A 26391-nucleotide genomic window follows, 5' to 3' on the forward strand; every position below is an offset into this window, starting at 1 on the left:
GGTAGGAGATGGCTTATAGCTGATATCGTTATTGAGCTGGTAATTAAGCCAGCTGTTTACTTTTACTGAATTTATGGCTTTTATATTCTGCCAGCCGGTTGTCAATGATGCCTTTTACGATCTGATAATTCTCCTCATTATACACGAACGTACTCAGTACCTCTCTGGCAGCTTCTCCGAAGTAATTCTCTCTCAGCGTAGCATCCTGGAGGTACGTAAATGCCACGTCCTGCGTATAGAGTATATTAAAGCCACTTAAGTTATGCGTATAGATACGGGCAAAGCTATTTTCTGCGGAAAAGTCATCTTCTAGCACATAGCCTCTGTCAAGCGCTTTGATCATGTCTGTTATGGGAGCTTTTCTTTCCTTAATGGCAGTTGCGATTTTCGCCTTTTCAGTATCGAGTTTCAGCAGGTCCCGCTCGATAGCCCACTGGAGGAACATTAACTTAGCGGTTCTGTAGAATCCTGTTGCTTTTGAGAAGGTAGCGAAGTTTTCACTCATGAATTTATCATAAAACTCAAGAACAGGCATGTCGTATGGCAGACCCAGACTAAAATCGCGGATGCTGTCATCATCGTCATACTGTAATCCCCAGTAAATATCTTTTTCAGTGTCTACGGGCAAATACCAACGGTAAAAACTCTCACTCCCGTCATCATTTATCCATACCCGTGCAATATCACTACTTTTCAGGGTTGGTTCTCCCAGTATGTTTTTCAATGCATCAAATTTGAAGCTGAAATCCAGGTCATGGGGAAAACGAGTTTTTGATTTGTTATTATGCCATCTGACACTGCTCAGTATGGGAATAAAAATACCTTTTTTATCTCCGGCTATTAAAGGATAATTATCCAGGAAAACCTGTGCACTGAATAAGAGGTCGAAGCCGAGTTTCTTATTTTCTACCCAATAGGTGGTGTCAGTAGAGCGGTTAGAGATAGTTGGCTTTTTGGGATATTTGAATCCGTTTTTTTCAATAAATGCTATGATACGGTCATCAGAGATAGGCAGTCCTATAAGACTGGTAAGGGTGTCGAACATTTTGGATTATTTAATTAAAATACGAAAGGTGTTTCGCAAAATAGAAAATATTCTATTGTTGCCAAACACCTTTCGTTATAACTTTTTATTTATTCTGCTATTACGGGCTGTTTTGCAGCTGCTTTCATGCGCTCTAATTCTTCCAGGTAAGGCTTCCTGTAATTTTCCATGAATTGCTGCTTTGAATCTCTGAAAGAGCTTACACCACCGATGAACTTCAATGTTCTGATATAATACCAGGCGAAATCGATCTGTCCTTTCAGAAAACCTGATCTTGCACTGGCAGGGTAGAGGTGATGGTTGTTATGCCATTCACCGGCAACGATACCAGGCCACCACTGATTGATAGATTTATCTTTGAAATGATAATCAAAACCTTCTACGTGTTTTATTTCACCTTTTGCATGTCCTTCATAGTTAAAGGTTCTTACACCCACACCCCAGATGAAGACGCCGGTTAATATCGCTGCTGTCAGATAAAGTCCACCGATCAGATAGAAAACGGTGATCCAGAAAGCCCAGTTAGCGATCGTTCCCAATATTGTATTTACCGGACGGGCAATAGAGCCCCACTTTTGGTATTCTTCATAGCTGTTTGCTTTGATGCCGGTGTGGCTCATCAGCCCTACAGCCTTTTTATAATCTTCTTCGCTCAGGTCCTTTGCGATCGGCTGATGGTTTACATCGGCCAGGAAGCAATATAGGAACCCGCCTTCTGCATTGTAAGGATCACCTGGTTTGTCGGACAGAGAGTGATGCACATGATGCGAAACAATATAGATTTCGTCCGGAATCATCTTCATTACCAGATTACCGGTGAAAAAGCGCCAGAATTTATTACTGAACTGATACGCCTGGTGTGTACCATAGCGGTGGTACCAGATAGTGCCATGGGTGCCCATAAATATCATACCGTAAACGAACCCCGCTACCAGGTGCCAGATGCTAAAGTCGTTTATTTCCATTGCAATGAATATGAAGAAGAACGGACACAGACTAAGGATCTTCAGCCATGAGAAAAATGGTAACCAGTTCTTACGCGATGCGGTAATGTCCAATCTGCTGAAGAACTCAGAAAACAGTTGTTTCGGCGTTGGTTTGATAAATGAACCATCTTCGTTCTTCCATCCATAACTGGGACGGGCCAATACGTTTTCGATAAAGGACATGCTTCTAAGTTGTATTTAATAAGTGAGCACAGGATTTTTACAGGCAAAATCCCCTGAGTAATAATATTTGTAGGCTTGAATAGTTCCTGACATATAAGATTGAACGTAAAAAAGAAGACTAAGGCGAGAGCTAAAGATGAGAAGGATTAGTTACTATTAAAATAGCAAAAATAGTTCGCAAGCAAAATACTCAAATCAAAGAATCCTCACCCAATTTATGTCTAAATTATTTAATTATGTATTATTTTTTTTATCAACGCATGAGGCCGGGGAGATTCCGGTGTTACTGTTTGGCCACTTTCGCGCTGAAACCTTTTATCAGCATGCGTCATGCCCCGGATTTTCTAATTTGTTAATGTTTGTTCGCCCCGCATTGGATACGAATGGGTGTTGCAACTGATATTTCTGAAGAAATGTGAATAATACTTCGAATAAAGTTAAAAAGTCTTCAGTAAACAGGCAGACCCTGCCCTTGGGAATGTCGTATTTTCATACCATCACCCGAATTTATGTAATATGGCAAAACAAACTTCTCTGATCACGTTTACCGGTAAACTGGGCAACATGATCGGCTATGAACGCAAAGGGCAATACCTGTTGCGTAGTAAACCGGAAACCGTCAGACAAACAGCGGCTACCCGCCGGGCGGCGCAACGCTTCGGTCTGGCGAGTAAAAAAGGCGCATTGATCCGCAGGGCTTTTGCGGAGGAACTGGATATTCGTTGCGATACGACCCGGGTGAACAGACTGAATAAGGCGCTTATTCAAACGGGGAGTATTACACGCCTGAAAGGCTTCCGTTTTAATCAAAGTACGGGGATAGATCGTTTCTTCATCGAAATGCCGGTTTACGTCAACAACAGCACTTTGTCTATTCCATCCCAGGTATTACCGGCGCTGGAGGGAATAACGGCGCTGGAGGTGAAAGTAATGGGCGCCCGTATCGGTTTTTCGGAACATAAAATAATAGCTACCGATGCTGTCCGGCTGGTTATCAGGACCGGGGAGGCGTTTGCTGGTGCTGAGTTGCCTTTGGATGTGCCGGGAGACGGTGTATTGATAGTAACTGTACAAGTTAGAGGATTGTACAATGAATTGCCTTCCGGTAACAGGAAGCATATGGCGGCGGATATTGTTGGGGTGGAGCTGCCTGAGCCGAAAGAGGTGACTAACAATGTGGTGTCTCCGCAATATAAAAGATTAGATGAAGTCCCGTCGTTGATGGTCTTTTCTGCATATGAGGGTTGCGGGCAGACGTTTATTCAGCTGGAATAGCGGGTATTCGCTATAGGCATGTATTTGGGTTGAATTTTACTATTGATTGTTGTACGTGAATGATATACTATTTTATTAAACAGGGTCCCTGTAATAATCTTCTATTGCCTTAAGGGGCGTTTTCTCCTTTATTTACTATCAATATCTGCCGGGCCAGGCAAGCATATTAACTCCGGTACAAGTCCACGTTTATAGCCGGAGTGGCCCGTGTTTTCAGGGGTGTAGTCGTGTGGGAATGCTCTATCCACATTCTTCACATATTTTGTTACATAGAAGGATAGGTAAATGATTGATGGCTAATATATTTTTTACTTGCTTTATTAAGGAGGGAACTGTGTATTTGGGATAGTAGTAATCAATTATATCGATACCATTTTTTTGTAAAAAAAGAAAATAATGACATTATTGTCATTAAACAAAAGGATCTTTATTCTCATTTTCATTGTCCTTTGGCACATATACGTGACATCAAATTATTAAAGAAAATTGCCATTGTGTTGAAGCAGCTCCGGGAAGAAAACGGTTTCACTCAAGAGGATGTATATAATGATACTAATATCCATATTGGAAGAATAAAAACAGCGAATGCTAATCTAGGTGTTAGTACGTTATCAGCATTATGCAGTTATTTTAATCTTGAGTTGTCGGCTTTTTTTAAGAGAGTTGAAGCCTGTGCTTAGCTGAGCAATTGAGAGGATATCCGTAATTTTCTTCGCAATGAAAGATAATAAGGTAATATTACAAACATTGGGAAATAGCCTCCGGCAAATAAGAAAGCGCAAAAATATGACTCAGCTTGACCTGGAAATGGTCAGTGGAATAACTGCAGGGGATATATCCCAAATAGAAAATGGTAAGATCAATGTTGCCTTTACTACTTTAATAAAGCTTGCTGTATCACTGCAGGTAACGTTAAGTGAACTGTATGATCTGCATGAATATTAATTAACCAATGAGTATCTACACACAATACCCCCAACAACCTACCGATAATCAGGAACAGGTGTCCTCTTCACTCGACCTTTTCCTGAAGTGTTCATTCCTCATGATCCTCGTAAGCGTCGTGAACCTTGTCACTTATTATTACACTTTCAATATACCCATTATTGACTACGTCGATATTTCCGAAATAGGCTCGCTGTTCCTGCATCAGCTCCCGAACTATCTCTTATTGCTGATCCCGTTGATTGTACTTTTATCCGGATGGCGCTTTTCATTCAATGTATTACTTTCTTTTTTCCTGCTGTTAATACATCTTATCACATCTGATACAAATACGCAGGCAAGAGGGCAATTCCTGGTAATCTGTATAGTATTATACCTGCCTGTGGCACTTGTTTTTTTCAATCACACAGCCAAAGGTGAACTGCAATTCTTCCGGAAACATCCGGTCTATAAATGGAAATTGCTGGTGTTTATGTTTATCTCATCCATTTTATTAACCAGCCTGGATAGCATGTTAAATGCAAGACTTGTAAAGGATCGTTATTTGTACAGCGGAACAGAAATGGTTTTTGACGGAAATAGGATTATTTCCGATAGCACATTTTACTATGTAGGCAGAACAAAGAGTTTCATCTTTTGCTATGATGCGCAAAAGAACAGACCTAAGATCTATCCGGCAGATAAACTACAGGAAATGGTGATCAATACAGCTGATCCTGAATTATTCTTTAATATGAGTCCTGAAGAAAGCTGTGCATCCATATCAGGGGGTATCCGCCGGCCTGTTCACAATCCTGTCAAACCCTAACCCACTACTACCTTCACCTTTCCCCGTAGTCTTCCTCACCCCAAACCACACAAACACCTTCCCATCATTCCACCGCGTCCTTTGATAAGACTGTGCGACCCTCACGCCGGACCTCGGCACTTCTTCCTCATGAATAAAATAAGCCCCTTTCTCCGCCAGTTTATACTGCAACAATGACGTCCGCGGACGGATCTTATCCGGCCTTGTTTTAGGGTCATTATTCAATATCCTTGGCATAGCGGCTCTTTGCAGCTGCACCTCCCGGTTACTCCCTTCCACATGCGCAGGTACGAATGGGATCCAGTTCTCCGGTATGGCGTTCATGACCTCATATCGTATGCGGGCTTCTTCATCGCCATCCTTCACCGGCGGACCAGGAGGCAGTACCACACCACTATCATCGATCAGTTTTTGCAGGAAGGAATGATACTCTGCGGCAGCTTCGAAGCCTGATTTACTGGTACCGCCAGGCAGAGGAATGATCGTTTCTACCCCCCACACCATATTAGCCATTTCGTCCCGGATGAAAAGGACTTCTTCCTGGGCTTTACTTTCCTGTATTTTAGCGACAGTCGGTAATAAAAGCAGATCATTATCCGTAGGCACAGGAGTCGTACTATCCACTTTCATGGAGAACATATTCCAGCGTAGGAAATCATTCGTGTCCCCTTTACCGGCAGCGTCTATCCAGAAATTCTCTCCAAAAGAATTGGTTAGCGTCAGACCTTTGATGCTGGTCAGGGTGCCTACAGGTAGTTTATAAGGGATCAGGTACCAGTCATTGGCATAGATCAGCCCGAACTCGATGAGCAGGAGTTTTGCCAGTTCCGCTGTATCTGGTTTGACATAACTGAAGTTTGTCCGTGAGTCTTCAAATGCCCACCAACGTGTATTCGGCATGCCTTCAAACTGAACCGGTGCGGGGATTAATGATTGCGTCGTTTTAACCGGTACCGGTGCGGGTGGTGCATCGGGCGGTAATTCGCCTAAAGTAGGCGTATCCTTTGCTACATCGACATTATACCAGTCCAGGTGACCATGATAATATTCCTCCGCATGCAGCACCTTTTCTCCATTACCCGCAGGAGCAGAAATAGCAAACTGGTATTCCAGTTGTTCCGGTTTCCAGGCATCATTGATGGGATCTTCCGGCTGGTATAACAGATTCGAAAACCAGGCGCGGAAATCTTTTTCTATTCCATCCAATACGGTATGATCTGCAGGCGGAAAATCAGGCAGGTCGTAGTAGTGTGGAACAGTATTATCTTTCAGCTCAAGATACAATTTACCGCCATCGATCATGCGACCGGCGACCGCTGCATATTGTTGCCAGGTCTCCGGATGTGCACAGATACCGGCATCAGCGGTATTGGTAGGCACAGGTTTACGGATGCTGTAATGGTCGAGGAAGAACTGTTTCATCGGCGCGTCTAACAAGCTCTTGTTCTTTAGCAGCTGTAACCAGCGTCGTCCCATGATGAGCCGTAGGTCCAGAGAGAGGTCCTGTTGCAACGTATTGAAAGGAACAGGGCGTTGTTCAACGGTCGCTTCAAAAGGTACATTCTTATTGAATGACTGCACGGTCTGATCATCCGCCTTGTATTTATTCACTTCAATCGTAGATGTACATAGTTTCGCGGTAACAGGCGATCCTGCATCATCTCCTTCAAACTCACCCAGCTGCCATTGCCGGGTCAGCATCCACAGGGCGTCTCTTACCTCCGCTTTCAACGCACGGTCAAAGTTATCAGTAACAGGACGTCCTTCCAGCCGGCTCCAGGAGTAGGAGATGGGGAATGCCTTTGCTTTGGTGATCTGTTTCAGTTCGACTTCGGCAGGTATTAACATAAACGAAGGTTAAGCGGTAGTGGTGTAATGTAATTTGTTATCCAGCACAATAGAGTAGGGAAACAGGCTCTCTACAGCAATAACGGCTGGCAATAAGGTAGCAAACGCGGTGTCCTTGAACTGTTCTGGTCCTATTGCGCGCAACTTGGCTGATTCCAGTGTGTGCGTCAGTGAATCAACCAGGTCATTCCAGTCCCAGTTGCCCGTATGCCGGGATGGTGTCACCAGCAGCAGGGTCTGTGGCGCTTCACAATTCGGACGGTCATAATGGAAAGTAATGCCTGTCGTCTCTTCCGTAGCGGGAATGATCTCTGTCCATTCATCTGCCAGCGCTCCGCAGACCTCATTCGGCGCCATTGCCAAAGTCGGTGTGTAAGCCGTATACAGTAGGATATTCTGTGCTTCCAGGTCTACATCCGCCTGCGGGAACGGCATCGCCATCCAGTGGTACTTTTCAGTCAGATAAGGCAATTGCACGGGATGAAGAAGCATATCTCCCTCTGCCATACCAAAAGCCTCCCGTATGAGCACACAGTTCTCCAGGTGCTTCATTTTATCGTGTACACGCGCCATACCGTGCAACCAATCCTCTACCGGATTCAGATAGCCCGCGGTAGTGGTCAGATGATTCAGCAGGGCGTTGGTATCATTCCAGGAATTGCTGATCTCTGTCTGCTGGGAAGGGGGCAATGCATAACGGGGGAACAGCTTGAACTGATCACCGAGAATGATACGGACAGCCGCCTCTACCTGTTTTGCCTGGTCTGCCGGACTCAATGTCGGCAGAGCTCCCAATATGGTATTGATAGCAGGGATTTTCTTTGTTTCCAGTTCAGTCAGCAATGCTGTTGCGCGGGCCTGCAAGTCATAGATGAATACGGGTATCTGCCGCAGTTCATCGCTGATATTCAGTGTCACGTTATCAAACGGCTCCGTATTGACGTTCCGGATGTCCTGTATAAGCGCAAACACACTATTGTACCGGGTACTAAGAATGTTCGCCAGTTTACTCAGTTCCGCATCGAACAGACTCTTTTTACCTTGAACAACCGCTAAGGTCACACCCGTCGTGGTAGTAGAAGAAATCAATCTTTCAAGGTTGAGTAACACCTCTTCGGTTGGTACCGGATTGGCAGCGAGCAAAGTTGTATAATCAGTTGCTTTCTGTGCCCAGCGGTCTCCCAGTTCCTTTACCTTATTTTTTAAAGATACGTACCATTGCTGCTGCTGTGCATAGATGCCGCCAATGCTGGTCTGCGGTAATCCATAGCTACTTAATGTCAGCAGGAATGCCGCAAAGCGTTGCATGGTGGTATCCGCATCCTGCCGGATCGTTTCTGCCTGCGGATCGGTTAGCGTATCAAAAACAGGAAGGTCCTGGAGGGCTTTGAGAATGCCACCAGCTCCTTTGGCAGCAGCCAGATCACCAGCCAGTTTATCGCGTAAGCCCGTCACTCTTTGTGAAGCGAGTTCCGGCGCCGGCAGATCATTTTTATCTACTTCATTCGGAAGTGCAACGTCTCCGGGTGTCAGCGGACTCGATTCAATGATCAGTGCACGCAGACTCTTCACCAGCGGCATGACCTGGAAGACAGACAGTTTACTGGTATCTGCTGGTTCTTCGATATAGTTAAAGGTGATCGCACTGTCAATGATCGGATCGGCAGTTGTATGTATGTAGAAGAGCAGACGGTCGTCCAGCTCATTGAGTGATTGCGTATCCAGCGCATTCAGCATATACAGGAGGTCCAGCGGATCCAGTCCGATGGCCTGTAGCGAGATCTCTGTTTTCTTTTCTAAACCATCCGTCCGGCTGAAATACGCACATTGACAAACGATCTTATTTAATGGTGGCAGGATATTGCTTAGCCACTGGTTTACGGAAGGTTCTGACAATGCACGGGGTGCGCCACCTGCATTTGTCGCAATATAGGTAAATGGAATGGACACGCGGTGTGTCAGCGTCGGCCCACTCCGCGGGGTACGTATCACATCCGGTTCCTGCGGATAGTTGCCTTTACTGTAACTTTCCAGTACACCTGCAGCACGCTCTGTATTGCCCATTACGACATGATGTACACTCTCCGCTATACCAAGATCAGCAATCGCATCCGCGATATCCATGATCTGTAAAACAGTTTCTGTGATGGCAGTTTTGATCACAGCTTCGCCGTCAGGCAGGGCTAAGTTAAATGGATATTGCCGGTTGACACCCGTCTGTTGTTGCACATGTTTTACCAGATTACTGCCATGAACCACATTGCGTGCTTCAATGGCAGTAATTGGTACAGTATCCGGATCCACGGAAGGATCGTTGGTATTTGATACTCTTGTGTCCTTTAACTGGTCCGCATTCAGCGGAAATATCTTACGGATCGCATAGATAAAACTATCGATCTTTTTAGCAGTCAGGTCACTGCGGTTATGTAATGTCCTTTCAAAATGATAGCCTAATAAAGCTGGTAGCGGCTGACCGCCCTGTATGCCTTCAATGACGGACAAGGCCAGTCGTATCCTTTCAGACGATAAATTAACCGCCAGCACGTTATTGGCATCGGGCTTACCATGCGAGATATAGCCATTGCGTAACACCGCCGCTGTAACACCCTGGTTCAGTGAAGGGGTATGAATGTACCCTTCATTGGCCGCATCTGTTACAAAGACCTTATCACCGTTTTTATTGAAATCGTCTTTTAGCTCTTCGGGTATCTGCTTCGGTGTCAGTACCTTATTTTTCTCCGGCTTCACATTCTCCAGCCAGCCAAATGCACCCAGAAAAATACCCGTACTGCGATTGTCATAATGAGCACCAGGCTGATTGTTACGCATGTCAGACAAGCCCAGTGTCAACAAACCATTCTTCCAGGCGTCCAGCCGGTAATGACAGTTGTCCAGATGCTCTACGAATGCACGTTCTAACCTGGCAGTAGAAGCATCACGCAGGCTTTCCAATGCCTTGAGCTGTGAGGCCAGATAACGGGAATGGAAAGGGATCTCCTCCAGGAAAATAGAATCCCGGATGTATTCAGATACTGTCTTATTTGGCGATATCTGTGGTACCGTATCATATAGCAACGCATAGCGGCTTTCCACTACGGTGTCTTTCCATTGCTGATGCATGAACGGCTGTTCTGTACGCATCGCAAGGATCTGCTGTGCATTGAAGACCTTCTTTTCTTCCGCGGCATCTACCGCACTCTTATGATACGCCAGTTCAAGCGCATACTTCAACAGGCGATATAATTCTGCTGCCGGTCTTTCCGACAGTCCCTCGCCGGTACGGATTGCATTTAGTGATTTACTGGCTTGTGCGATCAGCGCTGCGATGTAATTCTTATGATCAGCAGTATATTCACGGATACCTTTTTCTTCAGATAAGGGTTGATCATCTATGAGTTGCAGAATAGGCGCTTCCCATGGTAGACCTAACAAGGCGGCTATCTGTGGGAGTATCTCCGTCGGATATTTAAGTGATTGCAATAAATTGACCGCATCACTGACTACATTACTATTGAACTGGAAAGCAGGGTTGATAATACTCACCTTATTCTTCATTTCAATAAGGCTTTCCATATACCGGCGATGGAACTCCACCGAATTCGGATGTAGTCCGATAATATCAAGCAGATCCTGGTAAGGTTGAGAAGACACCTTTGCCACAAAGGGTACCTGGTTCAGCATATCATCTCTCCAGCGTGCATGTAGTTGTAATAAAAGCTGATAAAGCCCTCTCAGGAAGGCCGGAAAGCTTTGATTGATCACAGCTATCCCTGGTACGGGTGTCTGCGGATTCAGCCATTCCAGGCGTTGAAAAGGTGCTACCGGTAGTATGCCATAAGGTTGGTTGCCGATACGGATCGCAGGCACCGCACCCCGGCCACTGACATAGCTATTAAAGAAAGTACGGGTATTGAGTTGTGTCTCGCCGGTAAATCCACCCTGCATCAGCGCATCAAGCACATAACCCATTGTTCCGGGCCACAGGGCTATATTCATGTTACGGGCATCTGCCTGGTCTTTCTGGTCACTGTGTAACACCTTTTTAAAGGTCGCATAGTCCAGTCCCAGCCACTCCGCCATCCACTGCCCGTCTCGCTTCAGATTGGCATCGGCGGTTTCTGTAAAACCAGCCTTGCCTTTGAAATAGAGGTCGAAAGTCTTATCCGGATCTTCTGTGCCGGTATAACCGGAATTACTGCTGCCGGTATTATTGGTCGGCGTACCCTGTGGTAATAGTGTAAATCCCTTTTTACTGAAGTAATGATGATCGAATAATGTCTCCAGCTGTTGCTTGCCTGTTACCGCATCACTGCCCAGGCGCACACCCAGTACAATCAGCCGCTGGAAGCCATTCACCTCATCGGGCGCCAGGTTGATACGGAAGCCCATACCAATGCTGACTGCTTTATCAAAATCAGCCACCCATTTGATCTCCTCGGCAAACTCCATGTCATACGCCTCATTTTGTTCAAACTGTTTTTCCGCATCCTCAGAAGGATCAGGGCTGGTAGCCAGCGTGGCTGGAATGGTCCGGCCAAATACCGGCTCCATAGCAGTATTGTTTTTATAACGGATCAATGCCAGTCTTTCGGGCAGCAGATTCACGCGTGATGCCTGCGACCAGCCATGTGCCTTACCGGCTTTATCCGTCAGGTCAGGAAAGACAGCTACTGCTATCTTCACATCCGCATCTTCTCTTTTCTTTATATTGATAGGTAACTTGTCATCGAAATTAACAGGCCGGTAGGTATTAAAAACGGTATCCGCATTCAGTGCCGGATTGGCCGTATTGAACTGGTCCCTGATCTGCGCAGACAATGCGGCATTGCCATACGCATACCACAACTTCGTAAACAGATCAAAGATCGCAACCTGTGTAGCGGCGTCCCAGTTGTCAGTTGCAATCGCAAGGATGACGCTATCTTCTGTACGTAAAGGAAATACGCTTGTAGTTTCGTCTGGTTGTAGTTGCCGGGTGATCCAGGCCGCTCTGCCATCACCTGCTGCACCTACGAGTAATGCCCATGCGGCTTTCTGCAAATTGACAACCGCAGGATCGGGGTTGTCCGGGTCCGCAGAGGTACCGGCACTATAATACTCTGCCCAGAAACGAGCGGCATTGTTCACTTCTTTTTCTGATAATAATGGCTCAAAGCCGTCTACCAGGCACTCGTCCGGATAAACACGCACCCATAGCTGCGCTGCATTATCGACGGTCTTGAACCGGGTCTCCAAACGTAAGGGAAATAACAGGAACGGGGTCTGATTGGAGAAGTGTGCACTCAGTTCCCTGCGGGGATCTGTGAAAAATTCAAAAGCGTTTTCCTGGTCAACGAGCTGTCCGCTGATCGCTTTGAATCTTTCTTGTTGTCTGCTATAGCTATTCTTCGCTGTAGAGAGCTGTTTTTCCAGCTCCGCACGACGCTTTAAATACGTTGGGTTATTATCTCCTTTCTGTCTTTCCAGTGCATCACGCTCCTGTTGCAGGCGGCGTAACTGATAGGCTGCACTGTTCAGGTCCTGCCGTGCATTGTCGCGATCATTGCGACCTTTGCTTAATTCATTCCTGGTTTGTTCAAAATCGGCCATGAGCTGTTTAATTAGTTTATTTCTTTAAAAGCATGTCTGCCGCATGTGTACACACCATCATGGGCACCTGGTAAAGGATGTAGGCAAGATTAGCAGCGTCCACATTGCCGTCCCAGGTGATCTGCTTGTCGTCCAGATATTGGTCCCGCTGTCCGGTTTCTTCTGTGTTGTCAGGGTCGGATACCGGCGGCGGACTGGCAGGCAATGCCAGCGGTGCCGGCAGGTTCAATACGTCTATCGCGCCGTCGCCTGGTAATACCCTGGCCCAGTCCAGGTCATTCCAGCTCACCAGGTTCTGATTGCCACCATCAGTGGCCGTTACATCCAGTCCGAAGCGTGCTTCACCAGGTCTTTCTTTCAGCACAAAGAACCATCCGGCATTTTCCAGTGTTGGATTCGTGGGTTCGTTTTCGCCTTTCGCCTCATCTACCGTGAGATCGAATCCAAAGAAATAAATATCCGGGTCGATCTTCGCCTGATATAAAGGTGTGCGTACCACTTCCGGATCAGGTTTCTCTTTGTCGCCTTCTGCCTGCATATGGAGACTCCGGACCAGCTTCACATCAAACTGACCATTACTGTTCTTCGACCAGATGGCCTTATGCGCATATACGACTGTGGTCGGATATTTCTTTAGCAACTCACCGCGTATTACCAGTACGATCTCTTCTTTGGGTGGTTCTCCCGGCGGCTGACGATGATCATGATCGCCCAGTTTACTGGCTCTTCTCCAGAAATGTAGTTTAGGGATGTCGTAATAGGGTTCGCGTGCAATCTCTTCTTTCTCCCCCTGCAAAGCGGGGTCTTTCAATACACTGGATACATCCCAGAACTGTCTGAAATAGCTCCCACGCTGGTCGGTCGGATACTCCCGCCATAACAGTTCCCTTGCAAACTCATGGTTCAGGCCCACCATATAAGACTCAATAAAACGTTGATTGGTTTCCAGTAATGTCATACTGTTACGTTCTATTTTATCAACGTTCGGCAGGAACAGCTCATCAGAGATTTTCTTCAGTTCTTCATACATCGGTTTGTTGATCTTCGGATACGCCATTGCTTCTGTAAACTGTTCTGTATCTATCTGATCTTTTATCCATGGAGGGAAAAATACCTGTTGCCAGATCCAGGCAGGAATCGTCTTTTGCGGTTGCAGTTGTGTCACAACTGTTGTCGCTACCTGCTGAAGATTCAGTTTGATTGGGACACGTTTCGCTGGTATGTCCGCTTTGACGCCTTCAAAGAGGCGGTACATATCTTTCAGTGAGTCCTTGAATTTTGCACTGTTCGCACTATCTGTATTCCCTGTATTGGGTCTGAATGTGTCGTCGATATCGGTCAGATGGAAATCAGTACTCTTTGGCATTTCATCTACCGTAGCAGGCGTGAGATTGTCAGAAGCAACAGCTTCAGCTGCATTCAATGCCTTCGCCCATTGTGACAACAGGCGCCAGAGATAGACAAAGCCAGCCGCAATCACTACACCCACCGCCCATAATCCACCTCCTGCACCAAACAGCAATAACAGGAGTATGATCAATATGGCAATGCCTAATGCTGCTAATGGCAGCCATTTATGACGACGTAAGAGATCCTTGAGGAATGATGGAATGTTCGGTTCAAGGCTGCCTGCTACTTCATCGACAGTTGGTAATGCAGGTGGAACTGTCTTTGGAGGCGCTGGTAATATTTCTCCCTCATTGATCTTGGTCACAACAGTTTCCAGGCGTATTTTCTCACCGGCAGGTAATTGTTTTTCCAGATGAAAGGCAATACGTCCTCTCGGTCTGACGATCCTGCGCATAGGCGCTGATAGTATCGTATTGGGTAATACACTCTGCCGCATGTTATGGAAGACGGTCGCATTATTAAACATGATCCGCTTTTGCACAGGTGCGGTCAGTAAAAGTGTCTTCGGCGCAGATACCGCATTTGCTGTGATCAGGTGCTTGTTATACAATGCAGTGGCAGCGGCCATACCAAACTGTGCAAACCGTATTTTCTTGTTAGCTTTTAGTACTTCGCCGATCTGCTCCCAGGCAGCTTCCATATAATCTTCCTGATTCTCCTGTACCACACGCGTACCGAAATGCGCCGGTACACGGAAGCGGGGATCAAGGTTCAGTTCATTCAGCCAGTTGTAGTTGTGGTCTATACGGGTGCCATCACGGTCTACATATACACGTTCTACCATGGCATGCCACTTACCGTAAATAGGAGGGGTGATCAGCGGATCGGCATCTTCATTGGGATCAATGTCCAGCTGACTCTGTTCTTTTGCATTGACATTAGCATCTGCAGATTTCACCAGATTATAATCATCCGCCAGATTTAAAAAGCCGGCCAGCTGCACCTGGAAGGGATGCAGGGCCGGCAGATTACGGATGGCCCATTTATCAAATTTTTCTTTCTTGTCAATTTCTTCATCGGTCAGCGCTTCATCCGGCACCTGTAAGGCGCCGCCAAGACGGAGTATACCGCCCAGATTGTGTGCGGGGTCTTCCTGCCATTTCAGATTAGCACCCGGTTTGGTCATATCCATGACGCGTCTTCCTACCCGGCTGTCTGCTACTTTGGGCTTCAACAGCCTGACCAGGTATTCGAAGTCACCTTCTTTACCTGTATTGAATTGCCAGCGGTAATAGTAAGGGAACTCCACATTCGGTTGCTGCCAGCCGATATTTAGTGCAGCAGCTGCGATAGCGGCAGCATCTCCACCAAGACCCGCCAGACGTCCACTCTCGTATGAGGGGATCACAAACGCATGATAAGGGGTACTTGGCAATAGCTTCCGGGGGCACATAAGGCGCGAATACGCCATGTCTGCGTTAGTATGCAGCGTTGCTTGCAGTTTGTCCAATGCAGCGTCTACAGCAGCCTGTCCATCTACCAGGATGGTACTGTCGCTGGCCGTCAGGTCGCCGTTCATATGCACATGCGCCCAGGCCCATAACTGATCCGCTTTTGGGAAGAAATCGCGTATACCCGGATTGCTCAGTTTAATGGCAGGTAATGGTCTTCCGGTTGTTTGCCCGACTTCGGTAAACTCACCTTCCGCCAGTACGATCAGCGAAATCCAGGGATTTAAGCGTTTTCCGGCCGCTTGTACCGGCGTATAGCGCCAGGGGTAGTCTTCGCTGTAAAAGTCGATATAGGCCAGGTAATTCGGCTCAAAATTGGTAATCCAGGGGTGAGGGTCTGTCTTAACGATCGCACGGGGATCTATGCCGACAATGTCTCCGGGACCATAGATCTCCACCTTCTTTTGCTCAACAGGGGCAGTGGCGCTGTCACCGCGTACTTTCAGGTCCACGGTAAAGGTACCGCGGGCTCCGCCGGATGATTGCAGACCGTTTGCCAGTCCCTGACGCAGGTAAGGCAGAAAGGAATAAGTTGCAATACTCATACTGCTGTGGCTTCAAATGTTGGAATGACGTGAATTTCTTCTATCATCCCGGGATTATTGATAAACGTTTTTTGCAGATAGTCATGCGCATGTGCCTCTGATGCAAATACCGGTGCACTGGACAATGGCTTGTTATCATTTACACCTGCTACTACGTAACCGGGTTGTGCTACCTTGATCCGGTCATCAGCCAGTGTTGGTACCATGGCGATCTTCCTGCTGTAGGACAGTGCAGAATAACTTACTGCATTGCCGCCCAGCCAGTGGAAGAAGAGCGTGCCAATATTCTTAAACCAGCGGAACGCACGCCGTTTACCATCCACATCATTGATCTTTACTTCATAACGCACGATGCGTTTTGTCACTTTCGAAGAACCAAGCTGTTTGCCGGAATAGGCGAGTTCGACACCGGCATCTATTTCCTGGAAGGCAGGTCGTGATAACTTATCCGCATCGCTCATCTCCTGAAATTGCGCAATGGCAAATCTTTCCTGTGGAGCGATACTCGTGATGGTCAGTCCCGGACTGGCAGTTTCTACAGAGAACAGATGTGCGTCCTGAACCGGGTTCGCGCCTACCTTATCGACATTGATACCTAAAGGAATCGCCCGCTGACTGATATGCAGGGTACCCAGTGGATGTAACACGAGTGTTTCTATCGTGGTATCCAGTTTGCGCAATGATACCAGCAGGGTCAGATTCGCAGGGATCTCCGCCTTCCAGTTATCTGCTTTGTTATATTCGATCACCAGGATCGGAATCGCATCGATGGCTGGCAGTTTCGGATTGTCAGCTTCTCCCCAGGTGATATCAAAGTCAACGGAGATATCAATAGAGAACAGCCAGAGATCGATAGACAGTGTCGCTGTACCACGTGCATTCCAGGGTGCTGGTCCGCTGAGATGTAGTTTGAGCCGTACCGTAAACACACCCACACCAAATACATCCATGCCCAGTGAGAAGGACATGTCGATCATAAACCGGAAAGGCGAGAACTGGAACAGTGCATCAAAACTGAAATCGCCATGCAGATTGAATGCGCTGATGCCATAGAAGAACTCCGCACGACAACCAAATTGTACGGTATTGGAGGTCACGGCAAAATAGTTCTCTGCCGTAATACGCGCTACCGGCGTACGCAGTACATCAATATGTATACGTCTTGGATTCGGGAAAGGTAATGGCGGTGGATTGAACTGCGGATGGAAACCGCCTACGCTCAACACAAAGTTCGGATTAGAACCAAAGTCCATCAGCAATCCCATGTCTCCTTCCATCGTCATAAACAGTATCCGGGAGTCGAACATGGAAGCAAAGAACCAGATCCTGCTCTTATCGAACTCCAGCGCACCAACAAAGGCTACGTTAATAGTAACGATGGGCACATTCTCATCAGGTAGATTGATCCGTAACACACCGATGATCGCTACATTACCCGGGATCTCTATGATAATACCAAAAGCTACACTGATCAGCGTCGGCGTACCCCATCCCAGTTTCACCATCGGACCGATCAGGAACTTTCTTTCATAAGGAGGGAAGTAGGTCCGCAGGTCGCTGATAATGCGCGGTGCATTGGCCACTGGATCCGGCGGGAACATAATACTGTTGATAGCGCCTGTACGTATACCTGAAGCAAGTGGCTCCAGTAGCATGGTCCGGTTCAGACCGAGTAAACCACCCAGTCCGAGTAAGGTGAATCCAAATCCTAACTGTATACCGGTGCCGAATTCCGCCGTGATGATAATGAGCAAAGAGAAGCCCGGCTTGCCATCGGGCAACTTTGTCGTAATAAGCCCGATGGCTTTGACAGTGACAATCTTAACAATGGAGAGCTCCAGCACACCGGCGTATTCTCCCTTATCGAAATCAAAATAGAGGTAACCGCCACCTTTTACGATGCCGGCATCTATAGATAAACCAACGCCTTTAGGCGGTTTGAATCCTATGTCGAAATTCAGCGGACCAGCATTGCCTTTACGATCGTCTGGCACACTGATCTTTGCCTGTACGCCGAAGTTTTCTACGACGACATTCAATGGCCCCAGACTGGCTTTGATATCTGTCGCCAGACCAATAGGAAATTCCTTGCCCTGCATGCCGAAGGACAGATAGAGGCCGTTGATATCTATCGGACCCAGAGAAAGGTGTACGTTCAGACGTACTTCCAGTACACTGCTGCCATGGAAGAAAAGCCCCTGTGAAGAGCTGAATCCCATACCCAGCTCAAACTCATTTTCTATCTTGATGCCTGACAGCAACTTGTTAATGAAGCCATCAGCGCCGGAAGTGTCAATAATGAGTTTGCCGCCCTTGATATCGCCACTGATCACAAACGGCGCAGTAGGGGCTGTACTGGTGCCAAAATTTAATTTGGTCTTTGCTTCGAGGATAAACTGTTTGACTTCCAGCCGGGAGTTGCCAGGTTGTCCGAAGATGATAAAAGGCGTACCATCAGCTTTACCGGAAGTGAAGCGTACACCATAGTCGCCATTGACAGTTGCCGCAGGCGGTGCAAAGGTGATATTGCCATCTGGTTGAATGGTAATAGCTGTTGAGGCTTCAATATCACCGCTGATCAGTGCTTCCAGCTGCCAGTCTCCTCCCTGATTGAAAGGAATGGTATTACTGACGTCAATTTTCTTGACCAGCCGGATGGTAATCCCTTTGGGATTGATATCTGTTTTAGGAGAGATTTCTGCGAATAAGATATCCAGCACATTCGGATTGACACTGGTGTCGATCACTGCCGGATAACCGGCCCAGTTGGCCAGATGCTGTAAAGCAGGCAGGAGCTTATTGCCATCGAAGCTGCCAGTGCCCCAGTCGTACATGCTTTTTAACTGGTCCAGCGGAGCAGATAGAAAGTCCATGAGTTTGTCGACATGGAACCTGTATTCTTCAAACTCCGGCAGATTGGGATCACCCGAACCTGCATTCACCAGTTTTCGTTCTATTGCGCCAATGAATTCCAGGACTTCCGGTATTACAGGCGCCTGTTCAATATTCCGCACAATCAGATAATCCATCAGACGTCCCGGCAGCTTTGTCGCAAAATCATTGAGTACAGGGCCGGGAATACCGGTAGGGCCGCTTAGGCCATTGATGGCAGTTGCCACACCGTCAAATCCTTTGATCGTATTGACAATAGCCTGTGCAAGGTCTTTGGCGGCATTGAAGATATTGCTGACGTTCTCTGCGTCAATAGCTGTTACCAGACTATTGATCAGTGTCGGGATTTGCTTCGCGTTATTGTAGGTATCAGCAATGGCACTGGAGAAAGCAGGCACGCCATCTGCCGCAGGCGGGAGTTGTAATCCCAGAGAAGCCAGCAGATCCCGCGCTTTCCCGCCGGCAAGCTCCTGCTCCAGGGGAGACAGGAAATGTCCGATCCCCATGGTGATCGCCTCGAATGTACCTATTTGTCTTGCTGATGCCATTGCTAAATGAGTTTAGGTATAGACGGGGATGGAATGCTTTCAATCAATCCGGTAGCCTTGCAGACAGCCGCAATCGCATCCAGACTTTGCGTATGACAGAGGGAGGTGAGGATCGCTTCTCTGTAATGCAGCAGGTCCTGTTTTAATGCAGCAGATCCATGTGCATGCAGCGTGTTCTCCATTGCCAATAGCAGATCTTCCCGCGAAATATCATTGATGTGTAAGGGGAGTTCATACCCTGTTTCCCTTGCCGCACGGGCAAGAGCTGCAACATATGCAGGTCCATGGTTACGTTGCCAGATGAGGGTTACAGGGCGTTTATGATTGATGAGTTGCAGGACTTCGGCATGATGTTTTTCGTACAACTGATAAAGTACGCTGTCCTTATTTGCATCACGTAGGGCTTCCAGTTGATTGTCTGTTGTGACAGGCGCTGATCTGCTGATGGTGCGTGTTTTGATTGTATCACGTCTGCCTGCATCTGTCGAAGACAGGGTAATAGGGAATGTGCCGGTAGTTAACGCTGCCAGCACATTCGCGATGTTATTGGCAAAGGTTATGTCCACGGAATTGGTCGTTTCATCACCACCGTGTAACAAGGCAACAATTTTGTTATCTGCATTGAGGATGACAGAGCCGGAATCTCCATTGTTGGAGAAGGCGAACTTGCACACCTGTGTGCCTGTATGCATATCAGATACCTGATAAGTTTCTGTGGAATGAGGGATCACCAGTACCTGGTCGGGAATGATGGTGATCGTGCCTCCGGCAGGGTCTGTACCTGCAACAGCGGCATCACCGATATGTACGACCACACCAGTGGTAAATCCGGAGCGGGCGCCTATCTTTCTGACCACACCACCAACTACTGCCGCGGCGGTAGGAGGAGAGGCGACTTCCAGTACTTCGGATGTGGCGTCATTGGTGATCTGTAGATTGAGTCCTGCTGTCCATTCTTCATCTATGCGTGCGATGGCACAATCGACAACATTATTTTTGATGCCAAATAACACTTTGCCGATGGCGTTATCGTCTCCACATTCGCAGCAACAGCACTTGCTGACGTCTCCTAATTTGGGTTGCGCTACTTTATCGTTTGCTGTATTACCGATTACGTGTTTGTTGGTGAGTAATATCACGCTGTCGTCAGCGGTAAGTCTGCCGAACCAGCCAAGTGTACCATAAGAGGTAGAGTTGATGGAGATGGCTATTCCAGCTTGTAATGGCCTGTGTTTGGTGAGTGTTCTGCGTTCAGTACCGCATACGTCAGGCCGTGGTTTGACGACGTAAGGTTTTAGTACATCCGTCTTTACACCTGCAATAACAGAGGGGACCACTTCTTCTGGCTTCAGTTCATTCAGTGGTTTTTTCTCTTCTACAAATACGCGGAAGGCTATTTCATCAGTGAAGGTGTCATTGGATTCCTTGATGCCGATTCCCACTGCTATAACATTTGGTATCTGCAATAGGGATTGCTTTACACTTTCGAGGTTGCTCAGCATCTCGTTTTGTTGTGAATGCAGTTCGTTGGGGTTCATTGTTGCAGTTATTTTGTATGAAATCGCAATTTGTCAGGGGCGAACTCCACGCCGATGGTAACGCTGCTGCCCGGACTATCTTTCATCGTTACAAAAAACTCCTTCACCGGCGGATCAGAGCGTAACATACCATGTCCGGCTTCCACCTGACTGATGCAGGGGTGGGAAGACAGCCATTGAATGATCGCTGCTATATTTGCCTGTTGATTGGCGCCGGCGTTGAGGGTACGCAAAAAGCTGTCCGTCTGCTGTTGCAATACGCGGCGGTCATTGCCCGATAAGGCATTACAAAAATCTTCTCCCATGACAGCATTACATTTAGTATAATAAAATAAACCAACGACTGCTATGGCAAACAGTCCGCCTTTAAGTGCGCCCGGTATTGTGGTGATGATGCCATACATAGTGGGGCAGTTATGAATAGCTACGCAACCGGGTTTTTCAGAAACCGGTTTGTCTTCGGACAGAAATGACGGTATACTTAAATAGACTTGCTGATAATGACTGTACTATTGGCTTTTCCTTGCTGTTGTGACTTTGGGGTAATAATAAATGATCAGGAATTTGGGGGACTCACTAAACAATAACACAGATCCATATTATAAGGAAAAGTTAGGACTATTTTTGATAACTACAAAAAGGAGCTAAAAAAAAGCTGCCCGGATAGATTGATATCCAACGATATAAGCAGGCCTGTAAAAATATGAAACCCGCGTAATACAAGGAGATTACGCGGGTTTTGTGTTGTCAGATTGATACTGAATAATAGCTAAAATTAAATAGTGAATATCTTCTGATACTCATGAAAAGATATGATAGCTACTCCTCACTGATCATATTCTTTTTAATCCCCGTGACGCCTATCACGAAGCAGACCAGCGCAATCGCGATGGGATATAATAGTCCCGCCAGGTGATTATGCGTTTCAGTAACGAGTAATGTGGCTACTGTAGGCAACAATCCACCGAAGACGCCATTACCGATGTGATAAGGTAACGACATGGAAGTATACCGTATCCTGGTGGGGAATAATTCTACGAGGAATGCGGCAATGGGGCCGTATACCATAGTTACAAAAACCACCTGTATGAATACCAGTAAGATCAGTTGCCAGAGCTGTGTATTGCTCACGATCACTTCTTTGATGGTTTCTGTTTTTCCATCAGTGGAGATCGTTGTTTCCCGGAATCTTGCGCCATCCGTGTAAGCGGTCGTTTTCACGGTTTTCTCGATGTTCTGCATTTTGTCATTACGACTGATGGAATTCTCAATACTGAAACGGGGAACATCTTCTGTTTTCTTACTGAGATCACCGATATGATCCATACCGGCATAGATCGGGTAGTAAGCAAGAGCGGCTACCAGCATGCCGGTCATCATGATCTTCTTACGGCCGATCTTATCAGATAATTTACCGAAGTAAATAAAGAAAGGAGTGCCAAGTAACAGGGCGACGGCGATAATGATATTGGACTGTACAAATTCTACCTGCATTGTCTTCTGGAGGAATGACAACGCATAAAACTGACCTGTGTACCAGATCACGCCCTGGCCCATGGCAGCACCGAAGAGAGCCAGTAATACCAGACGCAGGTTTTCTTTTTTACCAAAACTTTCTTTGATGGGATTGAGTGAGGTTTTGCCTTCCGATTTTAGTTTGGCAAACAGGGGCGATTCTTTCAACCGGATCCTGATGTAATACGACATCACGACCAGCAAAATGGACAGCCAGAAGGGAATACGCCAGCCCCAGGCGTTGAAGTCTTCCGGTGTCAGACTGGAACGGGTCAGCAGGATCACAGCCAGTGAGACGAACAGGCCGAGGGTGGCGGTCGTCTGAATAAAACTGGTGTAATATCCCCGCTGGTCATGCGGAGAATGCTCCGCGACATAGGTGGCAGCGCCTCCGTATTCACCACCAAGTGCAAGACCCTGTAGCAAACGGAGCACCAATACGATGATCGGTGCCATAATACCAATGCTGTCATAACCGGGTACCAGTCCGATGGCAAAGGTAGAACCACCCATGATCAAAAGGGTGAGCAGGAAGGTGTACTTACGTCCGGTAAGGTCACCCAGCCGGCCAAAGACGATGGCCCCAAAAGGGCGAACAATGAATCCCACGGCAAAAGTCGCCAATGTGGCAATGTAGGCCAGATCAGGATTGCTGGGCGGAAAGAACTTCTGGGCGATAATGGCGGACAGACTACCAAAAATGTAGAAGTCATACCATTCAATCAGTGTCCCAGCGGAAGAGGCCAGTATTACCTGCCAGATGGATTGTGAGATTTTGCTGTTGTTCATAGACGTGTACGTGGTTACTTGGTTGATATCGATGTATAATATAGGGAAATTGTTGTAAATGTTATAGTATTTACATATTTAAATAGGGGAAAAGAGCTTGAAATACGTCCTTTATTATGAGTATCTTCAATGTACTTTATTCAGGCTTCCGGACAGTACCACACTAATCATATATGCGTAAACGACTGGCTTTAGTTATTATCTTCATTTTTTTACTGTTTCCTGTGGTGATTTTCGCGCAGGAAAGGGCAAAAAGACCTAAAATAGGGTTGACACTCAGTGGCGGTGGCGCTAAAGGACTGGCGCATATAGGTATATTACAGGCGCTGGATAGTGCCGGATTGAAGGTGGATTATGTAACCGGTACCAGTATGGGCAGCATCGTCGGATCCCTCTATGCCATGGGTTATTCCGGTGATGCTATTGAAAAACTCGCCCGGCAGATGGACTGGGATAATCTCTTTTCTAACCAGCCGACCCTGACAGATATCTCCTACGAAGAAAAGCGCGAATACAACAAATATCTGATAGAGATTCCCTTTGAATATGGAAAGCCAAAACTGGCTTCCGGTGTAATTGCCGGCGAACAGCTATGGCTGGAACTGGCCCGTCTGTGTTGGCCGGTTAACAATGTTAGAGATTTCTCAAAATTCAATATTCCATTTAAATGTATTGCGACAGACGTCACTACAGGAGAAGTGGTCACCCTGGATACCGGTGATATCGTAACTTCTATACGCGCCAGTATGGCTATCCCCTCTGTATTTACGGCGGTAAAGATCGGTGACAGAAAGCTGGTGGATGGTGGCGTCGTACGTAACTTCCCCGTGATCACGGCAAAGGAAATGGGGGCCGACCTGGTGATAGGATCCAATGTAAGTGGCGGTCTGCGTAAAGCGGATCAGCTGGTAACACCCCTGGATATCATTTATCAGCTGGGTTTTTACAAAGATGCCGATGATTTTAAACAGGCTAAGAAACTGACAGACATTTATATACAACATCATCTCGATGATTACAGTGCTGCCAGTTTCGGAAGCGTAGATTCATTACTGGAAATAGGGAAGAAGAAAGGAAATGAAATGTATCCGCTCTTTAAACAGATGGCGGATTCACTCAATGCCCTGTACCCACCGGACAAACCTTTTGTGAAGGACCGCTTACCATTTACACCGGATATCGAACTGGTAGACATTAGCGTAACTGGTCTGGTGCATTCGGATGTCGACTTTTTCCTGGGAAGATTAGGATTGGTGAAAGGTGGATGTTATACGCCGCAGGATATTAAAGATGCCGTCCTGAATGTATTTGGCACGCGTTTCTATAAGATGATCACTTATCACCTGAATCCGCAGGGTGACAGTAAAAGTATCATGGATATCCAGGTGGAGGAGAACCCACTTACCTATGTCAAATTTGCATTGCAGTATAATAGTTTTACGAATGCCAGTGCGATCATCAACATCACACAGCGTAATTTCGTAGTGCCCAACTCCCGTGCTTTTGTAAGTCTGGCAATCAGTGAGAATCCAAGAGTACAGGGAGAGTTCTTCAAGTACCTTGGACCTAAGCGGAACTTTGGTTTCGGACTGGGCGTTTATTTTGAAGACGATGCACTTTCCCTATACAAGGATTTAAAAAGACAGATGGAGTATCACCTGAAATACCTGAACGGTGAAGCGAAGTTCCAGTATACCCTGAATAGTATGATGGCAATGGGTTTAGGAACACGTTATGAGTTTATGAATATCAGTCCGCGCTATGAATCGGTGGAGGTGCTGAGAGGTAATGGTAATCAGCTGAACAGTTTCCTGTTCTTTGGTGTGAACTCACTGGACAGAAAAATTTATCCGCATCGTGGGATGGATCTACAGTTCGAATCCGGTTGGGTATACCATCAGCAGACGGGCTACAGAGTGTATAAAGATGGCGTCGAGATCATGCCATCCGATTATGGCTTTAATTTCAATGATTACCAGCGTACGATCCTGCAGGCAAAATACAATGTACCATTCAATGCAAGAAATACCTTCCAGGTACAGATGGGGGGAGCAGCTAATTTCACACACCGGCAGGGACCGATCAACGCATTTCTGTTGGGTGGTTTGAATAACGTGATCCGTAATCAGTTACCACTGGTAGGCATCAGAGAGGCGGAGATCACCACTTCAAGCGCAGCAACCATGCAATTATCCTGGCAATATGAATTTATGCGGAACACTTATGCGATACCACGCGCGGGCGTCGCTGTATACGACTTCCTGGGAGATGTGTCGTCTAAATATAAATATTTTAGTGGTTATGGGGTAACAGGTGGGTATTCGTCTTTTATGGGACCTATAGAAGCGTCCGTGATGTATTGTGACCAGGACGGACGCTTACGGATGTATGTCAACATCGGATTTAACTTCTAGTGCATCCTGTCCCCACGCACTTCCAGATTGTTCATAATATCCGCTTCCAGTGTCAGCCATTCCTGCCAGCGGGTTTTTACTTTTTCTTCCGGCACATATTCTCTGGCTAAGTCAATGAACAGGCGGTAATGTCCTGCTTCGGATATCATGAATTTACGGTAGAATTCTTTCAGGTATTCATCTTCCAGTCCTTCGCTCAGCAGACGGAAACGCTCGGCGCTACGGGCTTCTATCAGGGCGAATATCAGTAGTCTGTCCAGCAGCACGCTCTGCGGATCACCTCCTTTATTCTGGTGTTCCATCAGGGCATTCACATACATATCTTTTCGCTGTTTACCAAGGGAGAACCCTCGTTTACGCATTTCGGCCAGTACCTGGCGGAAATGGCCCCATTCTTCTGTAACAATAGGAGCGAGTTCCTGAACCAGTTTATCTTTCTCAGGATAGCGCTGGATCAGGGAAATACAGGAGGTAGCGGCTTTCTGTTCGCAGAAGGCATGGTCAGTCAGAATTTCTTCCAGAGAGATCGCGGCCAGGTTTACCCAGCGTGGATCAGTAGGAAGATGCAGACCTAATATGGAGACTTTACTCATAGGGCAAAGTTACTTAG

At 46.9% G+C, this 26391-nt stretch carries 14 protein-coding genes; 4 read left to right on the top strand and 10 right to left on the bottom strand.

The features are described from left to right. Positions 1-43 precede the first annotated feature (43 nt). Positions 44-1045: a hypothetical protein gene (locus BMZ72_RS33580; protein WP_089815439.1), complete on the bottom strand. Its 1002-nt coding sequence runs from the start codon at positions 1043-1045 to the stop codon at positions 44-46. 89 nt (positions 1046-1134) lie between these two features. Beyond that, positions 1135-2214: a fatty acid desaturase family protein gene (locus BMZ72_RS33585; protein ID WP_089815442.1), complete on the bottom strand. Its 1080-nt coding sequence runs from the start codon at positions 2212-2214 to the stop codon at positions 1135-1137. A gap of 516 nt (positions 2215-2730) precedes the next feature. Between BMZ72_RS33585 and BMZ72_RS33590 the strand changes: the two genes are divergently transcribed. The 3 genes from BMZ72_RS33590 (at position 2731) to BMZ72_RS33605 (ending at position 5242) form a co-directional block, all read left to right on the top strand. Next, the gene (locus tag BMZ72_RS33590; RefSeq protein WP_089815445.1) at positions 2731-3489 is read left to right on the top strand and encodes a hypothetical protein; all 759 of its coding nucleotides are present in this window, start codon (positions 2731-2733) and stop codon (positions 3487-3489) included. 717 nt (positions 3490-4206) lie between these two features. Further along, a complete protein-coding gene (locus BMZ72_RS33600) occupies positions 4207-4434 on the top strand; it encodes a helix-turn-helix domain-containing protein (RefSeq protein WP_089815447.1) in 228 nt (75 codons plus the stop codon). A 7-nt stretch (positions 4435-4441) separates the two neighbouring features. Beyond that, entirely contained in the window at positions 4442-5242 is an 801-nt protein-coding gene (locus BMZ72_RS33605; protein WP_089815449.1) for a hypothetical protein, read from the top strand. Here BMZ72_RS33605 and BMZ72_RS33610 read toward each other — a convergent pair. The 7 genes from BMZ72_RS33610 to BMZ72_RS33640 form a co-directional block, all read right to left on the bottom strand. Beyond that, on the bottom strand, positions 5198-7090 hold the full coding sequence (locus tag BMZ72_RS33610) for a hypothetical protein (RefSeq protein ID WP_089815451.1): 1893 nt from the start codon (positions 7088-7090) through the stop codon (positions 5198-5200). The two genes, BMZ72_RS33605 and BMZ72_RS33610, sit on opposite strands and share 45 nt — an antisense overlap. Positions 7091-7099: 9 nt before the next feature. Then, complete coding sequence (locus BMZ72_RS33615; protein ID WP_089815453.1) at positions 7100-12679, bottom strand: hypothetical protein; 5580 nt, start codon at positions 12677-12679, stop codon at positions 7100-7102. A 16-nt stretch (positions 12680-12695) separates the two neighbouring features. Further along, positions 12696-16085 (bottom strand): hypothetical protein, encoded by a 3390-nt coding sequence (locus BMZ72_RS33620; protein ID WP_089815455.1) that lies wholly within the window; start codon positions 16083-16085, stop codon positions 12696-12698. Beyond that, the gene (locus tag BMZ72_RS33625; RefSeq protein ID WP_089815457.1) at positions 16082-19525 is read right to left on the bottom strand and encodes a DUF6603 domain-containing protein; all 3444 of its coding nucleotides are present in this window, start codon (positions 19523-19525) and stop codon (positions 16082-16084) included. The genes BMZ72_RS33620 and BMZ72_RS33625 overlap by 4 nt, the downstream gene beginning before the upstream one ends. A gap of 2 nt (positions 19526-19527) precedes the next feature. After that, complete coding sequence (locus BMZ72_RS33630; RefSeq protein ID WP_089815458.1) at positions 19528-21063, bottom strand: chymotrypsin family serine protease; 1536 nt, start codon at positions 21061-21063, stop codon at positions 19528-19530. An 8-nt stretch (positions 21064-21071) separates the two neighbouring features. Continuing rightward, positions 21072-21467 (bottom strand): hypothetical protein, encoded by a 396-nt coding sequence (locus BMZ72_RS33635; RefSeq protein WP_089815460.1) that lies wholly within the window; start codon positions 21465-21467, stop codon positions 21072-21074. A 415-nt stretch (positions 21468-21882) separates the two neighbouring features. After that, a complete protein-coding gene (locus tag BMZ72_RS33640; RefSeq protein WP_089815463.1) occupies positions 21883-23367 on the bottom strand; it encodes an MFS transporter in 1485 nt (494 codons plus the stop codon). A 173-nt stretch (positions 23368-23540) separates the two neighbouring features. Between BMZ72_RS33640 and BMZ72_RS33645 the strand changes: the two genes are divergently transcribed. Further along, positions 23541-25781, top strand: a complete 2241-nt coding sequence (locus BMZ72_RS33645; protein ID WP_089815466.1) for a patatin-like phospholipase family protein — start codon at positions 23541-23543, stop codon at positions 25779-25781. Here BMZ72_RS33645 and BMZ72_RS33650 read toward each other — a convergent pair. After that, positions 25778-26374 carry a MiaE family protein gene (locus tag BMZ72_RS33650; RefSeq protein ID WP_012790649.1) on the bottom strand — a complete coding sequence of 199 codons (597 nt, stop codon included), beginning with the start codon at positions 26372-26374 and terminating at the stop codon, positions 25778-25780. The genes BMZ72_RS33645 and BMZ72_RS33650 overlap by 4 nt on opposite strands. Between the last annotated feature and the right edge of the window lie 17 nt (positions 26375-26391).

This window comes from Chitinophaga sp. YR627, from assembly GCF_900114995.1.
Lineage (GTDB): Bacteria > Bacteroidota > Bacteroidia > Chitinophagales > Chitinophagaceae > Chitinophaga.

Bases quoted from the DNA above. Each gene is read 5' to 3' on its own strand.
- BMZ72_RS33580 (WP_089815439.1), bottom strand. From the start codon at position 1,045: ATGTTCGACACCCTTACCAGTCTTATAGGACTGCCTATCTCTGATGAC.
- BMZ72_RS33645 (WP_089815466.1), top strand. From the start codon at position 23,541: ATGCGTAAACGACTGGCTTTAGTTATTATCTTCATTTTTTTACTGTTT.
- BMZ72_RS33630 (WP_089815458.1), bottom strand. From the start codon at position 21,063: ATGAACCCCAACGAACTGCATTCACAACAAAACGAGATGCTGAGCAAC.
- BMZ72_RS33620 (WP_089815455.1), bottom strand. From the start codon at position 16,085: ATGAGTATTGCAACTTATTCCTTTCTGCCTTACCTGCGTCAGGGACTG.
- BMZ72_RS33600 (WP_089815447.1), top strand. From the start codon at position 4,207: ATGAAAGATAATAAGGTAATATTACAAACATTGGGAAATAGCCTCCGG.
- BMZ72_RS33610 (WP_089815451.1), bottom strand. From the start codon at position 7,090: ATGTTAATACCTGCCGAAGTCGAACTGAAACAGATCACCAAAGCAAAG.
- BMZ72_RS33590 (WP_089815445.1), top strand. From the start codon at position 2,731: ATGGCAAAACAAACTTCTCTGATCACGTTTACCGGTAAACTGGGCAAC.
- BMZ72_RS33625 (WP_089815457.1), bottom strand. From the start codon at position 19,525: ATGGCATCAGCAAGACAAATAGGTACATTCGAGGCGATCACCATGGGG.
- BMZ72_RS33650 (WP_012790649.1), bottom strand. From the start codon at position 26,374: ATGAGTAAAGTCTCCATATTAGGTCTGCATCTTCCTACTGATCCACGC.
- BMZ72_RS33640 (WP_089815463.1), bottom strand. From the start codon at position 23,367: ATGAACAACAGCAAAATCTCACAATCCATCTGGCAGGTAATACTGGCC.
- BMZ72_RS33585 (WP_089815442.1), bottom strand. From the start codon at position 2,214: ATGTCCTTTATCGAAAACGTATTGGCCCGTCCCAGTTATGGATGGAAG.
- BMZ72_RS33635 (WP_089815460.1), bottom strand. From the start codon at position 21,467: ATGTATGGCATCATCACCACAATACCGGGCGCACTTAAAGGCGGACTG.
- BMZ72_RS33615 (WP_089815453.1), bottom strand. From the start codon at position 12,679: ATGGCCGATTTTGAACAAACCAGGAATGAATTAAGCAAAGGTCGCAAT.
- BMZ72_RS33605 (WP_089815449.1), top strand. From the start codon at position 4,442: ATGAGTATCTACACACAATACCCCCAACAACCTACCGATAATCAGGAA.